Genomic DNA, 16,951 nt, shown 5'->3' with positions numbered 1-16,951 from the left:
AAATGGACAAAGCCCTGCGGGCTACCCCAGCCCCAACGGGGCTTCGCACCCTCAGCGCGGGGGTTCAGCCCCGCGCGCCACCCCGCACACGCGCCTTCGCCCGAGGCTAAAGCCATCGGGCTAAATGGACAAAGCCCTGCGGGCTACCCCAGCCCCAACGGGGCTTCGCACCCTCAGCGCGGGGGTTTAGCCCCGCGCGCCACCCAGCCCCAACGGGGCTTCGCACCCTCAGCGCGGGGGTTCAGCCCCGCGTTGACTGCCACGGCGCTACCAATGATCCGACGCAGCGGGCCGGGCGCGGCGCCGTGGGGGCTGTACCACCTCGGCCTGCGCGCCCTCGTCGGCCAGAGGCGCGACCAGAGCCTTGCCGGCCAGCCCGAGTCCCTGGGCCGCGCGAGTCATGCCCTCGGCAACCGCAGGCGCGTTGCCCGCGCACAGGGCGATGACGGTGGAGCCGGCCCCACTTAGGAAGACGCCCAGCGCCCCCGCTTCTCGCGCCGCGTCAAACAGCGCAGGCATCGCCGGGAAGATGGCCTCGCGGTACGGCTGGTGCAGCCGATCGCGCGTGGCGACGTCCAGCACGTCGTAGCGACGGCGGACCATGGCCGCGACGAGCAGCGCCACCCGCCCCATATTGAACACGGCATCCGCGCGCGGCACCTGCGCCGGCAACACGCGCCGCGCCTCGGCGGTGGGCATGGGGAAATCCGGCACGAACAGCGCCGCCGTCAGGTCTGGCGGAACGTCCAGCCGCTCGTAGATGAGACCCTGCTCGTCCTGCACGGCGATGACCAGCCCGCCCAGCAGCGCCGGAGCGACGTTGTCGGGGTGGCCTTCCAGTTGCGTGGCCAGGGCCAGCAGGCGGTCGGTGGGGAGCGGGCCACCGCACAGGGCGTTGCCCGCCACCAGCCCGCCCACGGTCGCAGCGGCGCTGGACCCCAGGCCCCGCCCCAGCGGAATCTGGTTCTGCAACTCAATGGCGACGCCAGGCAGCCGCTCCTCGGCTTCCTGGAAAGCCAGGCGCATGGCGCGCAGGACGCGGTTTTCCTGGCCCCACCGCAGATCTTCGGCCCCCTCGCCCTCAATCCGCACGCTCAAGCCGCCGGTGGTGGTGTACACGGTTACGGTGTTGTACACGGCCAGCGCCATGCCCAGGCAATCAAACCCCGGGCCCAGGTTGGCCGTGGTGGCCGGCACCCGCACGACGACCTTGCTCCCTACCATCCCAGCACCCCCTCAATCTCGGACAGGTCGGGCGCGACCTCGGTGGGCCGGGGCGCGGCGGCCAGCGCGGCGTCGGGATCCTTGAGGCCGCTGCCGGTGAGCACGCAGACGATGCGGGTTCGCGGCGGGATGCGCCCCTGCCCGGCCAGTTTCAGCACGCCGGCCACCGACGCCGCGGATGCCGGTTCGCAGAAGATGCCCTCGGTCTGCGCCAGCAGGCGCTGGGCACTGAGGATTTCGTCATCGCTGACAGCCTCTATCAGGCCGCCGGATTCGTCGCGCGCTGCCACGGCCCCCTGCCACGAGGCCGGATTGCCGATGCGGATGGCCGTGGCCACGGTGCGCGGCTCGGCGACCGGTTCGCCCCGGACGATAGGGGCCGCGCCCTCGGCCTGGAACCCCCACATGCGCGGCAGCGCGCGGATGTGTCCCGCTGCCTGCCACTGGCGGAACCCGCGCCAGTAGGCCGTGATGTTGCCTGCGTTGCCCACGGGGATCGCCAAAATGTCGGGCGATTTCCCCAGCGCCTCGCAAATCTCAAAGGCGGCGGTCTTCTGGCCCTCTATGCGGTAGGGGTTCACCGAGTTCACCAGCGCCACCGGATGGCGCTCCACCAGTTGCCGCACGAGGGCCAGCGCCTGGTCAAAGTTGCCGCGGACGGCCAGCACGCGCGCGCCGTGCATCAGCGCCTGGGCCAGTTTGCCCAGCGCGATGTGGCCGGCGGGGACGATGACGATGGCCTGGAGGCCGGCGCGGGCAGCGTAGGCGGCAGCCGACGCGGCGGTATTGCCCGTGGACGCGCAGATGACGGCCTTCGCCCCGTCCTCGGCCGCCTTGGATACGGCCACCACCATCCCGCGATCCTTGAACGAGCCGGTGGGATTGCACCCCTCCACCTTGAGCCAGACATCGGCGTGGAGCGCCTCGCTGAGGCACGGGGCGGGAACCAGGGGCGTGTCGCCCTCGCCCAGCGACAGCGGCGGCGTGAGTCGGGTGAAAGGCAGATAGTCGCGGTAGCGCAGCAGAATGCCGGATTTCATAGCCGTCTCCTTGCCGCGCATTGTACTCGCAACGCGCGCACCCCGTCAAGACGCCAAACGCAACGGGGGTCGCTGTTCCGGGCGAGAATGGCCGGGCATCGTCAGGTTGGCGAAGGCGGAATCTGCAAGGTGCAACGCACTTCCGGAGTGAGTCGCGCCTGTACCCACGCCGCGAAAAAGCGAGTGGGGCCGCATCTGTGGGGGCAGGCCACAAGCCCGCGCTACAGGAACACAAACGGGAAGATGAGCCTGTATGGCAGTGGCGGGCGCGGCGTCGCAGAGGGCACAGGCATGGCCGTGGGCGTTGGGGTCGTAGTCAGCGTGGGCGTCGGCGTGGGTGTCCACGTGGACTCGCCCAGGTGCCCGGCCAGCACGGCCACCGTCCCCAGGCTGGCGCGGGCCATCGCCGTGTAGTACGGCACGTTGAACGCGCTCACCCGGTCGCGCGTGGTGTGATAGTGGGCGTTGAAATCCTGCCAGTCCTCAATGGCCAGCACGGCAGGGTAGCCGTAGGTCCAAAACGACGAGTGGTCGCTCGCGCCGATAGAGCCGGCTCGCTTGACCTCGGGCGTGAGCGGCAGACCGTAGTCGGCGACGACGCCCGCGAAGGCAAGGGCCACCTGGTAACTGTCCTGGCGCATCCCTGCGTGCAGTTCCATGATAGGCGCGGCGTCGGAGTCCCACGCCAGCATGTCCAGGTTGACCACGCCGACGATGTTCGCATTGCTTGCCCGTTGCAGTTGGGCGTAGGCCAGACTCCCGAGCATCCCCTGCTCCTCGCCCGAGAAGTGCGCAAAGCGGATGGTGTAGGCAAACGCGTGGTAGCGCAGGATTTCGGCAGCGGCCATCACGGCGGCAGTGCCGCTGGCGTTGTCGTCGGCGCCGGGCGCCCAGAACATGGGCTGCTCGGAGACGTCGTCAAAATGCGCGCACAGGATGACGATTTTGTCTGGCTGGGTGGCGCCGGGGAGGGTCGCGATGACGTTGGGCCAGTTGCCATCGCCGTAGCGCTGCACCTCCACCGCCAGGCCGATGCGCCGGTAGAACTCCACCAGGTACTGCGCGGCCTCCTCAATGTGCGGCGAGCGCGAATAGCGGGTCATGAGGGTGTGGGGCGTGGGCGGGTCGCCCAGGTACACCACCGCCTCGCCGCTGAGTTCGGACACGTAGCGGATGAGGGTGTCGCTGCTCATCAGCGCCATCATGTTGGCGATGGCGGGGTCATAGGCGGCGGGCTGCTGGGCCGCGGCGGGGCCGAGCAGGGCCAGGATGAGCGCCAGCGCGATGGCCAAAGGGAGCCAGGAGCGGCGCGACCTGGGGGGCACGGTGGGCAACGGCGACAGGGTATCGGTCATGGCGCGATTCTCCTTGCGCGGGCATTGTAGCACGAGGGCCGTGCGCAAACAAAAACCCGCGACGCACCCCATGGGCGCGTCGCGGGTCGGGCGCGATGCGAGACTAGCAGCAATGGCCGTGTTGGGGATGGCCTTCGTGCTGTCCCTGGGCCTGGCGCAGGTAGCGCTCGGGGTCTTTGTCAAATGCCACTTTGCATCCCTGTGCGCAGAAGTAGTACATCTGGCCCTCGTATTCGGTTCTGGCGGGCGCGGTCTCAGGATCCACCATCATACCACACACCACATCTTTCACTTGAGCCATGATTCATGCCTCCTTACACTTGAAGTCGCTTTCGGATCTCCTCAAACTGCTCGACGTTGATCTCGCCCGCGGCAAGCCTACGGCGCGCGATCTCAATGGCATCGCCTGCTGTGCCTCGCGGCGTGAATTGTCGCACCGCCCAGCGCACGCCCACAACCCCCAGCACAACGAGGCCGATCAAAAGCAGGGCATTCAGAACCAATCCGATGATGACCGGACCTCCCCAGCCTCCCAATCCCCATCCAAGTCCACCACAACAGAATCCCATGTCTCCCTCCTAGTTATCCAAGTCTGGCGCGAAGTTCATCATACTCATCGCGGCTGATTTCCCCGCGGGCCAGTCGCTCGTCCAGAATCTGGCGCGCATCGGGCTTTCCTCGGGAGTCCGCTGACGAAAAGCCGCTCGCCTGTCGCACCAGCAAAGCCGCGCCGCCCGCGATAAGGGCGATAACCACTCCCCAAAGCAACACCATTCCGAATGCTCCTAGTCCCATCATAAAGTCTCCTCCCTTTCAGACTCACCCCCTGCCTCCCTACATCTCTACGCGCGGCGGGGCTTATCTCTGTCTTCTGCGTTGAGTTTAGCACGTTAAGGAGCAAACCACATGCGCCAAATGGCGGAGACCAGGATAGGGAGAATAGCGCGGGGCAACCGCAGAGGTTGCGGTTCCCTGGGCAATCTCAAGGCAAGGGTCGGCATGACAGTGCGCAGGCGTCATCTAGACGGGAATGCGACTTCTACCCGCCATCATGATGCCCCACTGCGCCCAACAGCACGGCTGCCCATGTGCGCGGCCAACCGCTGACACAAACGCTTTTTCCCATCACTCCGACGCCCCGCCCAACCACTGCCGAATCCAGGCGTCCAGCCGCCCCGACTCGCGGAAGTCCACCAGCGCCGCGTTGACCTCGCGCTTCAGCGTGGGCGCGTCCAGCGGCAGGGCGATGACGTAAGGCTCGTCGGTCAGGAGCGTATCGCCGAGCGCGAACCCCGAGTGCGCCGCCACGAACTGAAGCGCGCTCACGCCGTCCAGGATGGCGGCGTCGGCATCCCCGTCGGCCAGCGCCTGGCCCACCTGCGCCACCTCGTCCACGGTTACCAGCGCCATCTGCGGGAAGCGCCGCTGGAGCGTCCGCGCCTCCACGTCGGCGCTGGAGCCGGTCTGCACCGCCACGCGCCTACCCGAAGGGTCGGCCAGCGTCGCCAGGACGTCGGGCCGCGCCACCCATCGCAGGCCGGCGTTGAAGTACGAGTATGAGAAGGCGAAATCCTTGCGCAGAAACGGGTCATAGGGCAGCGCCGACACGATGAGGTCAAACTTCTCGTTGCGCAGCGCGTCGTACAGGCCATCAAACCCCACGTTGGCAATCTCCAGCCGCACGCCCCACCGTTCGGCCAGCGCCTGGGCCAAATCCACGTCCAGGCCGCGGAACCGCCCCTCGCCGTCCACGAACTCAAACGGTGGGTAACTGGCGTCCATCCCGACGCGCAGCACACCCTCGCGTTGGATGCGCGCCCAGACCTTGTCGGCCTGGCCGCCGCCGAGCAGGCGCAACAGGACGACCGCCGCCACCGCGACGGCCACTCCAACCCCGATGAGCCACCGCTTGCGAGTCATGGTATCTCCTACGTGAGCCACCCCTCGCCTCTGGCCGTTGGCCGACCAGATGACCTCCCATCGTAGGCTAAAGGCCAACGGCTACTCACGCTCGCTTTTTCATAAGAACGCACGATGTGGTAACATAGCGCCAGGAGGCCCATCGGGAGGTCGCACATTCGGTTGGCGCTGCTCTCTCGGCGGCCATCGTAGGGCAAATTGGCAATTTGCCCTACGTCTAGCGGCCCCCTGCTCTGACGGGCCGAACTCAAGATGCGAGTGTTCTATTGGAGTAGCGAGATTCAATAATGGCCACTGGCCAACGGCTAATGGCCCGCATACGCCTCTTGCAGCGCCCGATACACCGGCTTCGCGACGAAATCGGACGTTACAAACGTGAACGCGTCCTGATAGGTCAACTGCGGGCGCGGGAACCGCAACACCCAGAACACCAGCGCCCGACACCACGGCCAATCCTCCAGCGCCATGCGCGCCGCCTCCACCGAGTAGGCGATGCGCTGCGCCGGCTTCACCGCCTTGGTCCAGCGCGGGTGGTCGTTCCAGCCCGTCTCGGTGATGTACACCGCCTTGTCCCCGTCGCCGTTGGCCTCCATGAGGGCGCGCACCAGTTCCACCCGACGGAAGTTGACCTTGTCGGGAGCGGGCGGGTCGTCGGCGGGGAACCCCCAGCCGTAGGTGTGGGCGGCCAGGGCGTCAAAGTACGGCGCGGCGCCGGCGTCGTACATGGCCTGCAGGAACGCCAGGTCCTCCATGGCCCACGGATTGCCGGGCGGGGCCAGCGTGGGTGCGAGAGCCGGCGCCAGCACCGTAACCTCTGGCGCGGCGGCCTTGACGCGCGCGTAGGCCGTCTTGAGCAAGGCCGTGTACGCCTGCGGGTCGGGCGGGCGGTTGCCCCACTCGGCGGCCAGGTTCGGCTCATTCCAGATGACCACGTAGGACACGCGCCCGCGAAAATGCTCCACGAACGCCGCGGCGTAATCGGCGAAGTCGTCGTACCCATCGGCGTCCAGGTACGTGAAGGTGGTCTCCTTGGGCCGCGCCCACACCGGCACAAACCCCAGCCGCGCGATGACCGTCAGCCCCTGGGCTACCGCATGGTCCACCACCAAATCGGCGTGGGCCCAGTCAAAGCGGCCCTTCTCCGGCTCGTAATAGGCCCAGGGGAAGTACTCCACGATCCACGGCGCGCCCATCTCCCGCACCATTTGAAGGGAACGCTTGATCTTCCACGGTTCCACCTCATCGGTCAGGCGCGTGTGCAGGCCGAGTTTCGGGTTGCGCGTCAGCACCGTCTGTTGCAGCCCCGGCACCACCAGGGGCGCCGGCGGTCGGTCCACGGCCCGCCACGCCACGATGGCCAGCACCGCCGCCAGGATGCGCGCCCAGACGCGGCGCGTCGCCGAGATGCGCCGCAGGGGGTTGTTGTGCGCGTAGGAAGTCATGGGCATCCGGCCTTTGGGTATGGTACAGGCATCATACAGCGGCGGGCGCGGCAAGGCAAATGCGCCTAACGCCTCGCTGCGCTCTCGCCCGCCACCCAGCCCGTGGAAAACGCCGCCTGTAGGTTGTAGCCGCCGGTGTCCGCGTCCAAATCCAGCACCTCGCCGCAGAAGTACAGCCCCGCCACCCGCCGCGACTCCATGGTGCGCGGGTCTACCTCGCCCAGCGCCACGCCCCCCGCCGTAACAATGGCCTCGCGCAGGGGCCGCTGCCCCACCACCGTCATGCGCAAATCTCGCAGCAAGCCGAACAGCCGCGCCCGCTCCTGCGCCGTGATCTGGTGCGCCGGCTTGTCCCCAGGCACGCCCGACAGTTCCACCAGCACGTCCACCATCTTGGCCGGCACCAGCCCCTTGACGATGGAGCGGAAGGTTCGCTTGCCGTGGGCGTCCAGGTCGCGGCGAAGTCGCGCATCCAGTTTCTCGTCCGACAGCGCCGGCTTCAGGTCCACGCCCACCTCCACCCGCGTGTCGGGCGAGGGGCGAGAGGCCAGCGCGGGATGTCGGCTCAGCGTCAGGATGATCGGCCCCGACAGGCCGAAGTGAGTAAAGAGCATCTCGCCGAACTGCGACGCAACGGGTTTCCCGTCCACGTACAGCGTGGCGCGCACGTTGCGCAGCGAAACGCCCATCATACGCGGGACCCACGGCTCGGCGGTCTCCAGCGGGACCAGCGCGGGGCGTATGGGGACAATCGTGTGCCCCACCGACGCGGCCAGGCGGTAGCCGTCGCCGGTGGAGCCGGTGCTCGGGTACGACGCGCCGCCCGTGGCGAGGATGACGGCCCGCGCGCGGAACTCGGCCTCGCCCGCGCCCACGCCGACGACGCGCCCGCCTTCCACCAGCAGGCGGTCCACCGCCGTCTTGTAGCGCACGCGGACGCCCGCGTCCTGGCAGTAGCGGCGCAGCGCCTCGGCCACGTCGGCGGCCTGGTTGGACTCCGGGAACACGCGCCCGCCCCGCTCCACCACCGTCGGCACGCTCATGCGCGCGAAGAACGCCCGCAGGTCGTCCACGAAGAAGCGGCCAAAGGCGTTGTACAGAAACCGCCCGTTCGGCCCGAAGTGGGCGATGAATTCGTCCAGCGTGGCCACGTTGGTCAGGTTGCAGCGGCCCTTGCCGGTGATGCGGAGTTTGGTGCCCAGGCGCGGCATCTTCTCCAGCAGCAGGACGTCGGCGCCGAGTTCCGCCGCGCGCCCCGCCGCCATCATCCCCGAAGCGCCCCCGCCCACAACGATGATGTCTGCCGACGCAACGAACCCCTCAGTCATCGTCCCCTTCCGCAAGACACGCGCTCAACGCCCACCGCAGAGCGGGCGGGCTGAAACCGCAAACGGACACGAATCTCCACGAATATCTCTTGCCCGTTCGCGTAGATTCGTGTTATTCGTGGATTCCGTTACTCTACCATCCCACGGCGCAGCCGTCCTTGCGCGGGTCCGAGCCGCCCCAGAGCGCGCCGGTCTCCGGGTCCACGGCGATGACCTGCCCCCCGCCGAAAAACCACTCCCCGAACACGGTCGCCTGCACGTCGTGGCCCAACGTCGCCAGCGCCTTGCGCAGGCCCAGCGGCGCGGTCCTCTCCACGTCCACGCGGCGGCTCCCCTGCTCGTCCACGCGGAAGCGCGGAGCATCCAGCGCGGCCTGCGGATCCATGCCGAAGTCCACCATGTTCACCAGCACCTGCACGTGCCCTTGCGGCTGCATGAACGCGCCCATGACGCCGAAGCAGAGCCACAGCCGCCCGTCGCGCAGGGCCAGCGCCGGAATGATCGTGTGGTAGGGCCGCTTGCCGCCCGCCAGAACGTTGGGATGCCCCGGCTCCAGGCGGAACGACGTGCCCCGATTGTGCAGGCAGATGCCCGTCCCCAGCACTACGATGCCCGACCCGAACGGGTGGAACAAACTGTTGATGAACGACACGGCATTGCCCGCGCCGTCCACAACGCTTATGTAAACTGTATCGCGTGAAGCGGGAACCGTCGGGGCGGACAAGTCCAGCACGGCGTCGGGCCGAATGCGCGAGCGCAGCGCGTCGGCGTGCTCGCGCGACAGCAGGCGCGCCACGGGCACGTCGGCAAACGCCGGATCGCCCACATGCGTCAGCGCCTCGGCCAGCCCCAGTCGCACCGCCTCCACCATGCAGTGCCAGCGGGCGGCGTCCCAGTAGCCCATGCCGCCGATGTCGTAGCCCTCCAGGATGTTCAGCGCCACCAGCGCGGCCAGGCCCTGGCCGTTGGGCGGGTGCTCCAGCACCTCCACGCCGCGATACGTTGTGGCGATGGGCCGGCCCCAGTCGGCCGTATGCGTGGCCAGGTCGTCGGCGGTCAGGAAGCCGCCGTGAGCCTGCACGCAGTCGGCGATGGCGCGGGCGATGGGGCCGCGGTAGAAGGCGTCGGCCCCGCCCTCGGCGATGGCGCGAAGGGTACGGCCCAAATCCGGCTGGCGGTGAATACTGCCGGCTTTCGGCGCGGGCAGATACACGCGGGCTGCCTCGGCGTCGCGGGCCAGTTTGCGCGCGGCGTGGCGCCAGTCGCGGGCGATGATCGGCGTTACGGCAAACCCCTGCTCGGCGGCGCGGATGGCCGGAGCCAGGCACTCGCCCAGCGTCATCGTGCCGAAGCGACGTAGCAGCGCCTCCCAACCGGCCACCGCTCCGGGCACGGTTACGGCCAGTCCGCTATCGGATGGGATGGAACGCAAGCCCAAGCGGCGCGCCTCGTCCAGCGTGAAAGCGGCTGGGGCGCGTCCGCTCCCGTTCAGCGCGAACGCCTCGCCCCCTCCGCGCACGCGGCCGGCGGTCTCGCTGCGGGCCGGGGGTGAGGTCCACCACACCAGCGCGAAGCAGTCGCCCCCCACGCCGGTGGACATCGGCTCCACGACGCCCAGCATGGCGGCGACGGTTACGGCGGCGTCGGCGGCGTTGCCCCCGTCCATGAGCACGCGCAGCCCCTCCAGCGCGGCCAGGGGCTGGCTGGTGGCCACCATCCCGCGGGTGGCCAGCACCGGCGATCGCCGCGACGCGAACGACCTGCGGCCAACATCCATGAGCGCCTACCCCTGCCCCAGCAGGTCAAAGTGCACCTGCGGTTTGCGGCGCTCCACCAGGCCCTCGGCGGCCAGCGCCAGGCGCAACAGCGTCGGCTCGTCCCACGGGCGGCCGATGACCTGGAACCCGATGGGCAGGCCCGCCTGGGTGTAGCCCGCCGGGAACGAAATGGCGGGCAGGCCGGTCATGTTGGCGGGCGGCGCGAACCGCATGATCGCCATCAGCGTCGTGAGATCCGACTCGCCGCCGGCCAGCGCGGCCTGCGGAATCGGCGGCGCGGGGATGGCCGTCGCGGGCGTAACGATGGCGTGCACGTCGGCCAGGGCGCGGGCGAAATGGCGCATCAACCGCGTGCGCACCTGCTGCGCCTGGATGTAGTCGCGGGCGGTGAATTGCCGCGCCAGCGCCAGGTTGATGCGCACGTCCAAGCCGTGCTCGGCGTGATGCCGGGCGTAGGTGGGGGCCAGCGCCTGGGCCATCTCCCCCGCGATGGTGATGGTGTGGGCCACGCGCCCCGCCTCCAGGTCGGGCAGGACCACCTCCCGCACCTGCGCGCCCACAGCCGCGAACCGCTCCAGCAGCGCCTCGCACGCGGCGACGACCTCCCCGTCGGCGTGGCGGAACCAGGGCCAGAAGACGCCCAGGATCAGCCCGCGCAGGTCGGTGTGGTCCCAGTTGTCCAGCGTGGGCGCGGGCTGGTGCAGCGAATGGGGATCGCGCGGGTCGGGCCCGGCGATGACGGCCCACGCCAGCGCGCAGTCGGTGGCGGTGGCGGCCAGCGGGCCGATGTGCGCCACGCTCCAGCACAGGGGCGCCGCCCCGAATTCGCTCACCCGCCCGAAGGTGGACTTGATGCCTACGACGCCGCAGAAGGACGACGGGATGCGGATGGAGCCGCCGCCGTCCGCGCCGATGGCGACGGGACACAGCCCCGACGCCACTGCCGCGCCCGGCCCGCTGGAACTGCCGCCGGTGTAGTGGCGCGGATTGTACGGGTTGCGCGGCGTGCCGTGGTGCGGGTTCAGGCCCGTTACGCCGATGCCGATCTCGTGCATGTTGGCCTTGCCGATGAGGAGCGCGCCCGCCGCCCTCATCCGCGCCGCGACGGTGGAATCCTCTCGCGCCGGCTGCGCCCCCAGAAACGCGGTGCCCACCGTGGTGGGATAGGGCTTCATGTCCACCTCGTCCTTCACGGCGACAGGCACGCCCTCAAAGACGCTCCGCGCCGTGCCGTTGCGGATGCGCTCGGCCGACTCGCGGGCCTGGCGCAGGACGTCTTCCTCGTCCACGGCGATGATGGCGCGCAGGGGCGGGTCGGCGGCATCGCCGGTGCGGATGGCCTGAAGGGCGCGACGGGCCACCTCTTCGGGGTCGGTGCGCCCTTCGCGGTAGGCGCGGGCGTAGTCGTGGACGGTGGCGAAGCGGAAGCCGGGCGCGGGCTCCGGCGGCGCGGCGGGCCATTCCGACTCGGGCACGCGCGCGTCGGGCCGGGCGGGACTCTCGGCGGGGTGCAGCGGCAGGAACGTGGGCGGGTCGTCAAAATGCCGCTTGCGGAACTCGGTGAGGCCCGCGCTCTGGAACAGGCTGGGCAGCACCAGCCCGCGCAGGGGGCCTTCCACCACCGCGGCCATCAGGCGCAGCGGGAAGCCCGTCAGGTAGGGAAGTTTCACCGATTGCAGGTCGTAGACCGTTTCTTGGGTTTTCTCGTTCGTCATTTGCGCACCTCACGCTGATGTGGGAGGATTATAGCGCATCGTTTTGGGCACGGCAATGGATAGATAGACTCTCATCGAACGCGGTCCCAAAAAATAGGGCAGGTTTCCATACCTGCCCCCTTCGTTCGGCGGCTATGCAAAGCCGCCCTACGTATTTGGACGTTGCGCCACCAAATCCCCACCGGAGAAGATACACTACGGTGGTACATCGCACGCGCTTCCAAAGTGCGCTGGCGCCCGCCATGGGCATAGTTGCGACGCACTTCCGAAAGCGCGTCGCACCCTGGCCGCCAACGAAAGGCGAAGCCCCGAAGCAGTTCCCCTGCGCTCCATTCGCGTGGATTCGCGCGATTCGCGGTTGCGCCCTCACCACCCCACGCGAATCTCCTCGTCCAGCACGCACCGGTCCAGGGGCAGGCGCGCGCCATCCGGCAGCCGCGCCGCGAGCCGAGGCGCATCGCCCGGCCCGTAGAGGCCCACCGCCAGGCGATACACGCCCGCGGGCACGCCCTTCAGGCTCAGCACGACCTCGTCCGACACCACCTCGCCCGGCACCCACTGTGACGTGGGATACGCGCCGCCGCGCGGGGGCGAGTCGGACTGCGCGGGGATGTGCTCGGTGGCGGGGTCAAACAGGTGCACGAACACCTTGCGGTCGGCGGCAGGGCGCACCTGGGCCTGCCAGTGGAGCGTCAGGCGCAGCGCATCGCCCTCGCGCCGCAGGTCGTAGCCCAGCAGGACCACCTCCTCGCCGAAGTTCACGCCCACGCGGTGGCTCATCTCGGGGGCGGTGAACGTCCGCGTGCGCTCGCGGATGAGGAGAGGCGCGGCGGGGACGTAGGAGCCCACCTCGCGCCCGTCGGCACCCTCCAGCACGAAGGCCAGATGGTACTCGCCGTGAGCCAGATGCAGCGGCACGTCCACGGAATAGCGACGCGTCAGCAGCGCGTTGGCCGGAAGCGGCTTCTCGGTGAGCGGTGCGCGGTTCTCCCAAACCACTTGGCCGGCCGAGTCGCGCAGTTGCACCCGTAGGGTGTACGCCTGCGTCTGGGCCGCCAGGGTCGCCCATGTGGCGCGAACCGAGATTCGCTCGCCCTGCCACGCCTCGTCTTTGTCCACGTGGACCGCGCTCAACGCCCACCCTGCGCCCATCTGCGCCACGATGGGATACGTCTCGCGCACATCCACGAGGGTCAGCCGCACGCCCGGCACGGTCGCGACGCCCAGCGCCGCCAACGTGTTCGCATCGTACAGCACCACCTGGAGGGCGTACTCCTCGTCGGTGGACAGGCCCGGCGGCAAATCCAGGTAGTGGCGGTCCAGCACGGGCGCGCCGGGCGCCCACAGGGCCGTCGGGCTGAAGCCGTAGTTGGGCTGGCCGTCGTGCTGGGCCAGGATAGCGCCCGCCGAATCCAGCAGGCGCACCGACACGGCGTAGTTCTGGGGCAGTTGCCGCGACGCCTCCCACGCCAGGGCGACCGCCAGACGGCCGGGTTGGGTCTGCTCCGCCTGCGCCGCGCGCAGGAGGACGTCCGGGCCGAACGGCAGTTGGAGCGAGGCGCCCGCAGGCAGTTGGGCGCGACCCGACACAACCACAGGCTCCAGGTACGTCTGGCCGATGCGGTTGCCGCGCTCGTCCACGGGGGACACCTCGGCGTCGCCGGCCAGCAGGCGCACGCGGATCAAGTACGCTCCAGGCGGCAGCGTCGGCGGGATGCGCAGCGTGTGCTCGCTGCGCCCGGCGGCGATGGACGCCGCCGCGGAAGCCAGCATGTCGGGCACGCCGAACAACGGCGCGGCCATGCCCTCCAGCGACACCTCGGCGCGCAGGCCCTCGGCGCGCCCGTCCCATTCCAGCGCCACCGTCAGCGCATCGCCCGGGGCCATATCCCGACCCGACAGGCGGTAACGGAGCAAACGCGCGCCGCCTTCGTACCGCACGCCGCCCGGATTGTGGCCCAGGTACGGGCCTGCCGTCCAATCCATCGTCAGGTCGTCGGGGGCATAGCGGGGCGACGCCGCCGTGAAGACAAACCCGATGGCGACCACGGCGAGCAATGTGGCGACCGCCCACCCCGCGCCAACGACCCACGCGCGCCACCGCATTCCCGACGCCGCCAGCGTGAGGCACGCCGCCAGCGCCAGGAGCGACGCGACCTCGGCGGCGAGCCGCCGGCCCGTGCGCGCGAACCGCAGGGCCACCTCGTGACTGCCCTGCGGCACGGCCACGACGATAGCCCCCCACCCAGGCTGCGCCCCACATGGAACCTCGCGCCCGTCCACGAACGCGCGCCAGCCCGGATAGTACAGCGTCTGGAACGCGAGGCGCGCCTCCGCCGACCGCACATCCACGCGCCATGTCTGGACGGTGGAACGCTTCTCCCCTACAAGCGCGACGCTGGCGTCGCCGTCCAGCACGCGCGGCAGGGGCGCTGCGCCACCCCACAGGGCTTCGCCCGCATACGGGCGCGGGCTGGCGGCCTGGGGCAGGTACTCGGCGCGCACCGTGGAGCCCACGTTGCCCGTGAACGCCTCGTACAGGATGAGCCACTGGGGGGTGATGTCCGCATCGCCCACGTGCAGGTAGGTAGGTTGGATGGAGAGGATCGCACTCACCGCAACGAGGAGCGCCGCCCCCTGCGCGATCCAGGCGCGGCTAGGGCGCACGTCCCCAATTCGGCCGATGACCAGCGCCGCCGCCAGCGCCTGCACCGACAGGAACCGCCACGGGAACTGGGCGAAGGGCAACAGCGGGATGCGCTCCCACAGGGGCCGCGACAGGGGCGTGATGAAAACCGTCGCGGCGGCGACAAACGCCAGTGCCCACAACTCCCCGCCGTCAACGCGCCGCCTGCGCGCCCACGACACGACCATCCACGCGGCCCCCGCCACGGCCAGCGCCGCCTGCACCAGCCCCATGGCGAAGGGCGTCCCCGCCGCGTCCACCCGATACTCAAACAGCAGTCCACGCTGCACCAGATTGCCGGCGCGGAAGTGCTCGCCGTAGAAGAAGTAGCCCGTCGTCTGCACTTCCAGGTGAACCAGGTCGCGCTCGGCCAGCGCCGGAAACCAGAACCACGCGCTGAGGGCGAGGCCCAATGCCAGCGCCGCCACCGCCGCCGCAAGCCGGCGGAGACGTTGGCCACGCACCGCGAACCAGAGATACACGAGCAGCAGCCCCACGAACGGCGAGAAGATGAGCGCCGACACGTTGTGCGTCATCACAAGGCCGCCGAAGGCCAGGGCCGCAACGCCCATGCGCCGCATGGAAGGCGCTTCCCACAGGCGCACCAGCGTGAGCAGGACAAAGGGGTAGAACGCGAAGGCCCAGAACTCGGACAGGGAGTCACCGCGCACGTACAGGTTGACCAGATGGAACGGCGCGAAGGTGTAGGCGGCAGACGCCAGCAGCGCACCCCACGGGTTGGGCCACAGGCGCTTCGCCAGCAGGTACGCCCCCAGCCCTGCCGCCAGCAGCCCCAGCAGTTGCGCCCCCTTGATGGCGTTCACGTAGGTGAAGCCGAGAATCTTGAGCAGCGCGGCGATGTAATAGGGCAGGGCGGCGTAGAAGTTGAAGAACGGGTAGCCGTACCCGTAGGCGGCATCGCCCATCCACCGCACCGGGAAGACGCCTTCCTTCAGGGCGGCAACCAACTGGTGCACGCGCACGAGGAGAAAGGGGCTGTCGCCGCCGGCGCGGGTCTCCACCATCCCCCACGACGCCAGCAGCGGCCACCCCGCGACAACGCACAGAAGAAGCGCAACGACGAGGGGCCACTCTATTCGCCTTGCGCTTCTCCCGTGGTCTGCGAACATGCGCAACTTTCCTTCGCGGGCAGATGCCGCCGCGCCCGCAGCAGGCCCCGACTTGGCCTAGGACGGCTTGCGGCGGCGCAGGTATAGCCCCACGCCCAAGCCCACGGCGAGGGCCAGGGTCAGCAGGCCGCTGATTTCGTACAGGCCCTGCCCCAGAGAAGCCGCGGCCTTCTGCGGGGTCGGCGTGGGCGTCGGCGTACGCGTGGCGATGGGCGTGCGCGTGGGCGTAGGCGTCGGGGCGTACATGGCGCCGAACGCCAGGTCAAAGGCCGCGCCCGGCCCCAGACTGATGCCCCAGCCCGTCGGGCCGGTGGGCACGTAGGCAGCGGGGAACTTGCCCGTAATCACGTAGTTGCCCGGCGCGAGTTGGCCGTACACCTTCGGCTCGCTCGCGCCGTCGGTTGTGTACGTGTCCACCTGCGCGCCGTCGGCGGTCTGCAGCGTGAATTCCACGCCGGGCACCAGGGCCTCGCCCTCGTCGCGCTGGCCGTTGGCGTTGGCGTCCTGGTAGGCCAGGAGCGAGATACGGCCCACGACGGGCGTGGCGGTCGCGGTAGGCGTAGGGGTATTGGTAGGGGTGTTGGTCGCCTTGGGCGTGTTGGTGGCCTTGGGCGTATTCGTCGCTTTGGGCGTGGGGCGGACGATGGTCAGGCAGGTGTCGTCCCAATAGGAATCGTTGAACTTGACGCGATACTCGTTGCGCCCCCGCAGGAAGACGGTGATGGCGTTGGCTTGGGCTTTGGCCTGCACCTGGAGTTTGATCCACGTGTTGTACTGCATCACCTCGTCGGACCAGACCACCGTGCCCGCCGCGGCGTTGGTCCCGCCGGTGGGGTCAATGCCGATGGACACGCGGTAGTTGCCCGGTTCCACCACGGCGTCCGGATTGGGGTCCTGGCTGCTCCACACCTGCACCCACGCGGAGAAGGTTGCCACACTCCCCGCAGGCACGCTGACGCGCTGGAAGATGCCGCCGGTATGGGTGGCGTAGGTCGTGAACCACTTCTGCGCGAACACGCCCGAGTGCACGCGGCGCATCCCAAAGATGTGGGCGTTCTCCGGCTTGTACTCCGGCCGGCGCAGGAAGCCCTGTTCGGTCTCGGCGGGACTCCCGTTGATCCACCAGGGCTCCCATCCATTGGCGACTTCCACCTCGCCAGCGCCGCGCGCGCTGAACCCCTGCTCAAATCCCGGGTTGGCCAGCAGGTTGCCAGGACACGCGTCCTGCGACGGCGGGGCCGCCAGCACAGGCAGCGGGACCAGCGCCACCAGGAATGCGGCGATCATCAATGCATGGAGCGTTGTGCGACGAATCATGCCAATTGCCTCCTGA

Annotated in this window: 13 protein-coding genes; all 13 read right to left on the bottom strand. The window is 69.3% G+C overall.

All coding sequences use genetic code 11. The features are described from left to right. Nucleotides 1-267 precede the first annotated feature (267 nt). The 13 genes from H5T65_04260 to H5T65_04200 all read right to left on the bottom strand — a co-directional run bounded on the left by H5T65_04260 (nucleotide 268) and on the right by H5T65_04200 (nucleotide 16,935). Nucleotides 268-1,224 carry a homoserine kinase gene (locus H5T65_04260; GenBank protein ID MBC7258439.1) on the bottom strand — a complete coding sequence of 319 codons (957 nt, stop codon included), beginning with the start codon at nucleotides 1,222-1,224 and terminating at the stop codon, nucleotides 268-270. After that, on the bottom strand, nucleotides 1,218-2,264 hold the full coding sequence (locus H5T65_04255; GenBank protein ID MBC7258438.1) for a threonine synthase: 1,047 nt from the start codon (nucleotides 2,262-2,264) through the stop codon (nucleotides 1,218-1,220). Before H5T65_04255 ends, H5T65_04260 begins: the two co-directional genes overlap by 7 nt. 221 nt (nucleotides 2,265-2,485) lie before the next feature. Then, nucleotides 2,486-3,619, bottom strand: coding sequence for a Zn-dependent exopeptidase M28 (locus tag H5T65_04250; protein ID MBC7258437.1), 1,134 nt, complete (start codon nucleotides 3,617-3,619; stop codon nucleotides 2,486-2,488). A gap of 103 nt (nucleotides 3,620-3,722) precedes the next feature. After that, nucleotides 3,723-3,920, bottom strand: a complete 198-nt coding sequence (locus tag H5T65_04245) for a YHS domain-containing protein (protein MBC7258436.1) — start codon at nucleotides 3,918-3,920, stop codon at nucleotides 3,723-3,725. Between the two features lie 13 nt (nucleotides 3,921-3,933). Then, nucleotides 3,934-4,155, bottom strand: coding sequence for an SHOCT domain-containing protein (locus tag H5T65_04240; GenBank protein MBC7258435.1), 222 nt, complete (start codon nucleotides 4,153-4,155; stop codon nucleotides 3,934-3,936). 46 nt (nucleotides 4,156-4,201) lie between these two features. Further along, nucleotides 4,202-4,417, bottom strand: a complete 216-nt coding sequence (locus H5T65_04235) for an SHOCT domain-containing protein (GenBank protein MBC7258434.1) — start codon at nucleotides 4,415-4,417, stop codon at nucleotides 4,202-4,204. A 327-nt stretch (nucleotides 4,418-4,744) separates the two neighbouring features. Continuing rightward, nucleotides 4,745-5,539: an amino acid ABC transporter substrate-binding protein gene (locus tag H5T65_04230; GenBank protein MBC7258433.1), complete on the bottom strand. Its 795-nt coding sequence runs from the start codon at nucleotides 5,537-5,539 to the stop codon at nucleotides 4,745-4,747. Nucleotides 5,540-5,844: 305 nt separating this feature from the next. Beyond that, nucleotides 5,845-6,981, bottom strand: a complete 1,137-nt coding sequence (locus tag H5T65_04225) for a beta-galactosidase (protein MBC7258432.1) — start codon at nucleotides 6,979-6,981, stop codon at nucleotides 5,845-5,847. 65 nt (nucleotides 6,982-7,046) lie between these two features. Next, nucleotides 7,047-8,309, bottom strand: coding sequence for an NAD(P)/FAD-dependent oxidoreductase (locus H5T65_04220; GenBank protein MBC7258431.1), 1,263 nt, complete (start codon nucleotides 8,307-8,309; stop codon nucleotides 7,047-7,049). A gap of 133 nt (nucleotides 8,310-8,442) precedes the next feature. Beyond that, nucleotides 8,443-10,086: a gamma-glutamyltransferase family protein gene (locus tag H5T65_04215; GenBank protein ID MBC7258430.1), complete on the bottom strand. Its 1,644-nt coding sequence runs from the start codon at nucleotides 10,084-10,086 to the stop codon at nucleotides 8,443-8,445. Nucleotides 10,087-10,092: 6 nt separating this feature from the next. Then, nucleotides 10,093-11,802: an amidase gene (locus H5T65_04210; protein ID MBC7258429.1), complete on the bottom strand. Its 1,710-nt coding sequence runs from the start codon at nucleotides 11,800-11,802 to the stop codon at nucleotides 10,093-10,095. 366 nt (nucleotides 11,803-12,168) lie between these two features. Beyond that, nucleotides 12,169-15,618, bottom strand: a complete 3,450-nt coding sequence (locus tag H5T65_04205; protein MBC7258428.1) for a hypothetical protein — start codon at nucleotides 15,616-15,618, stop codon at nucleotides 12,169-12,171. A gap of 57 nt (nucleotides 15,619-15,675) precedes the next feature. Beyond that, a complete protein-coding gene (locus H5T65_04200; protein ID MBC7258427.1) occupies nucleotides 15,676-16,935 on the bottom strand; it encodes a hypothetical protein in 1,260 nt (419 codons plus the stop codon). Nucleotides 16,936-16,951: the final 16 nt, after the last annotated feature.

The sequence above is a fragment of the Chloroflexota bacterium genome (assembly GCA_014360805.1).
In the GTDB taxonomy this organism is placed as follows: domain Bacteria; phylum Chloroflexota; class Anaerolineae; order DTLA01; family DTLA01; genus DTLA01.
This window is presented reverse-complemented; position numbering and strand designations above follow the sequence as displayed.

Coding starts and splice junctions, on each gene's coding strand:
- H5T65_04235 (MBC7258434.1), bottom strand. CDS start 4,417: ATGATGGGACTAGGAGCATTCGGAATGGTGTTGCTTTGGGGAGTGGTT.
- H5T65_04245 (MBC7258436.1), bottom strand. CDS start 3,920: ATGGCTCAAGTGAAAGATGTGGTGTGTGGTATGATGGTGGATCCTGAG.
- H5T65_04230 (MBC7258433.1), bottom strand. CDS start 5,539: ATGACTCGCAAGCGGTGGCTCATCGGGGTTGGAGTGGCCGTCGCGGTG.
- H5T65_04220 (MBC7258431.1), bottom strand. CDS start 8,309: ATGACTGAGGGGTTCGTTGCGTCGGCAGACATCATCGTTGTGGGCGGG.
- H5T65_04255 (MBC7258438.1), bottom strand. CDS start 2,264: ATGAAATCCGGCATTCTGCTGCGCTACCGCGACTATCTGCCTTTCACC.
- H5T65_04210 (MBC7258429.1), bottom strand. CDS start 11,802: ATGACGAACGAGAAAACCCAAGAAACGGTCTACGACCTGCAATCGGTG.
- H5T65_04215 (MBC7258430.1), bottom strand. CDS start 10,086: ATGGATGTTGGCCGCAGGTCGTTCGCGTCGCGGCGATCGCCGGTGCTG.
- H5T65_04225 (MBC7258432.1), bottom strand. CDS start 6,981: ATGACTTCCTACGCGCACAACAACCCCCTGCGGCGCATCTCGGCGACG.
- H5T65_04205 (MBC7258428.1), bottom strand. CDS start 15,618: ATGTTCGCAGACCACGGGAGAAGCGCAAGGCGAATAGAGTGGCCCCTC.
- H5T65_04250 (MBC7258437.1), bottom strand. CDS start 3,619: ATGACCGATACCCTGTCGCCGTTGCCCACCGTGCCCCCCAGGTCGCGC.
- H5T65_04260 (MBC7258439.1), bottom strand. CDS start 1,224: ATGGTAGGGAGCAAGGTCGTCGTGCGGGTGCCGGCCACCACGGCCAAC.
- H5T65_04200 (MBC7258427.1), bottom strand. CDS start 16,935: ATGATTCGTCGCACAACGCTCCATGCATTGATGATCGCCGCATTCCTG.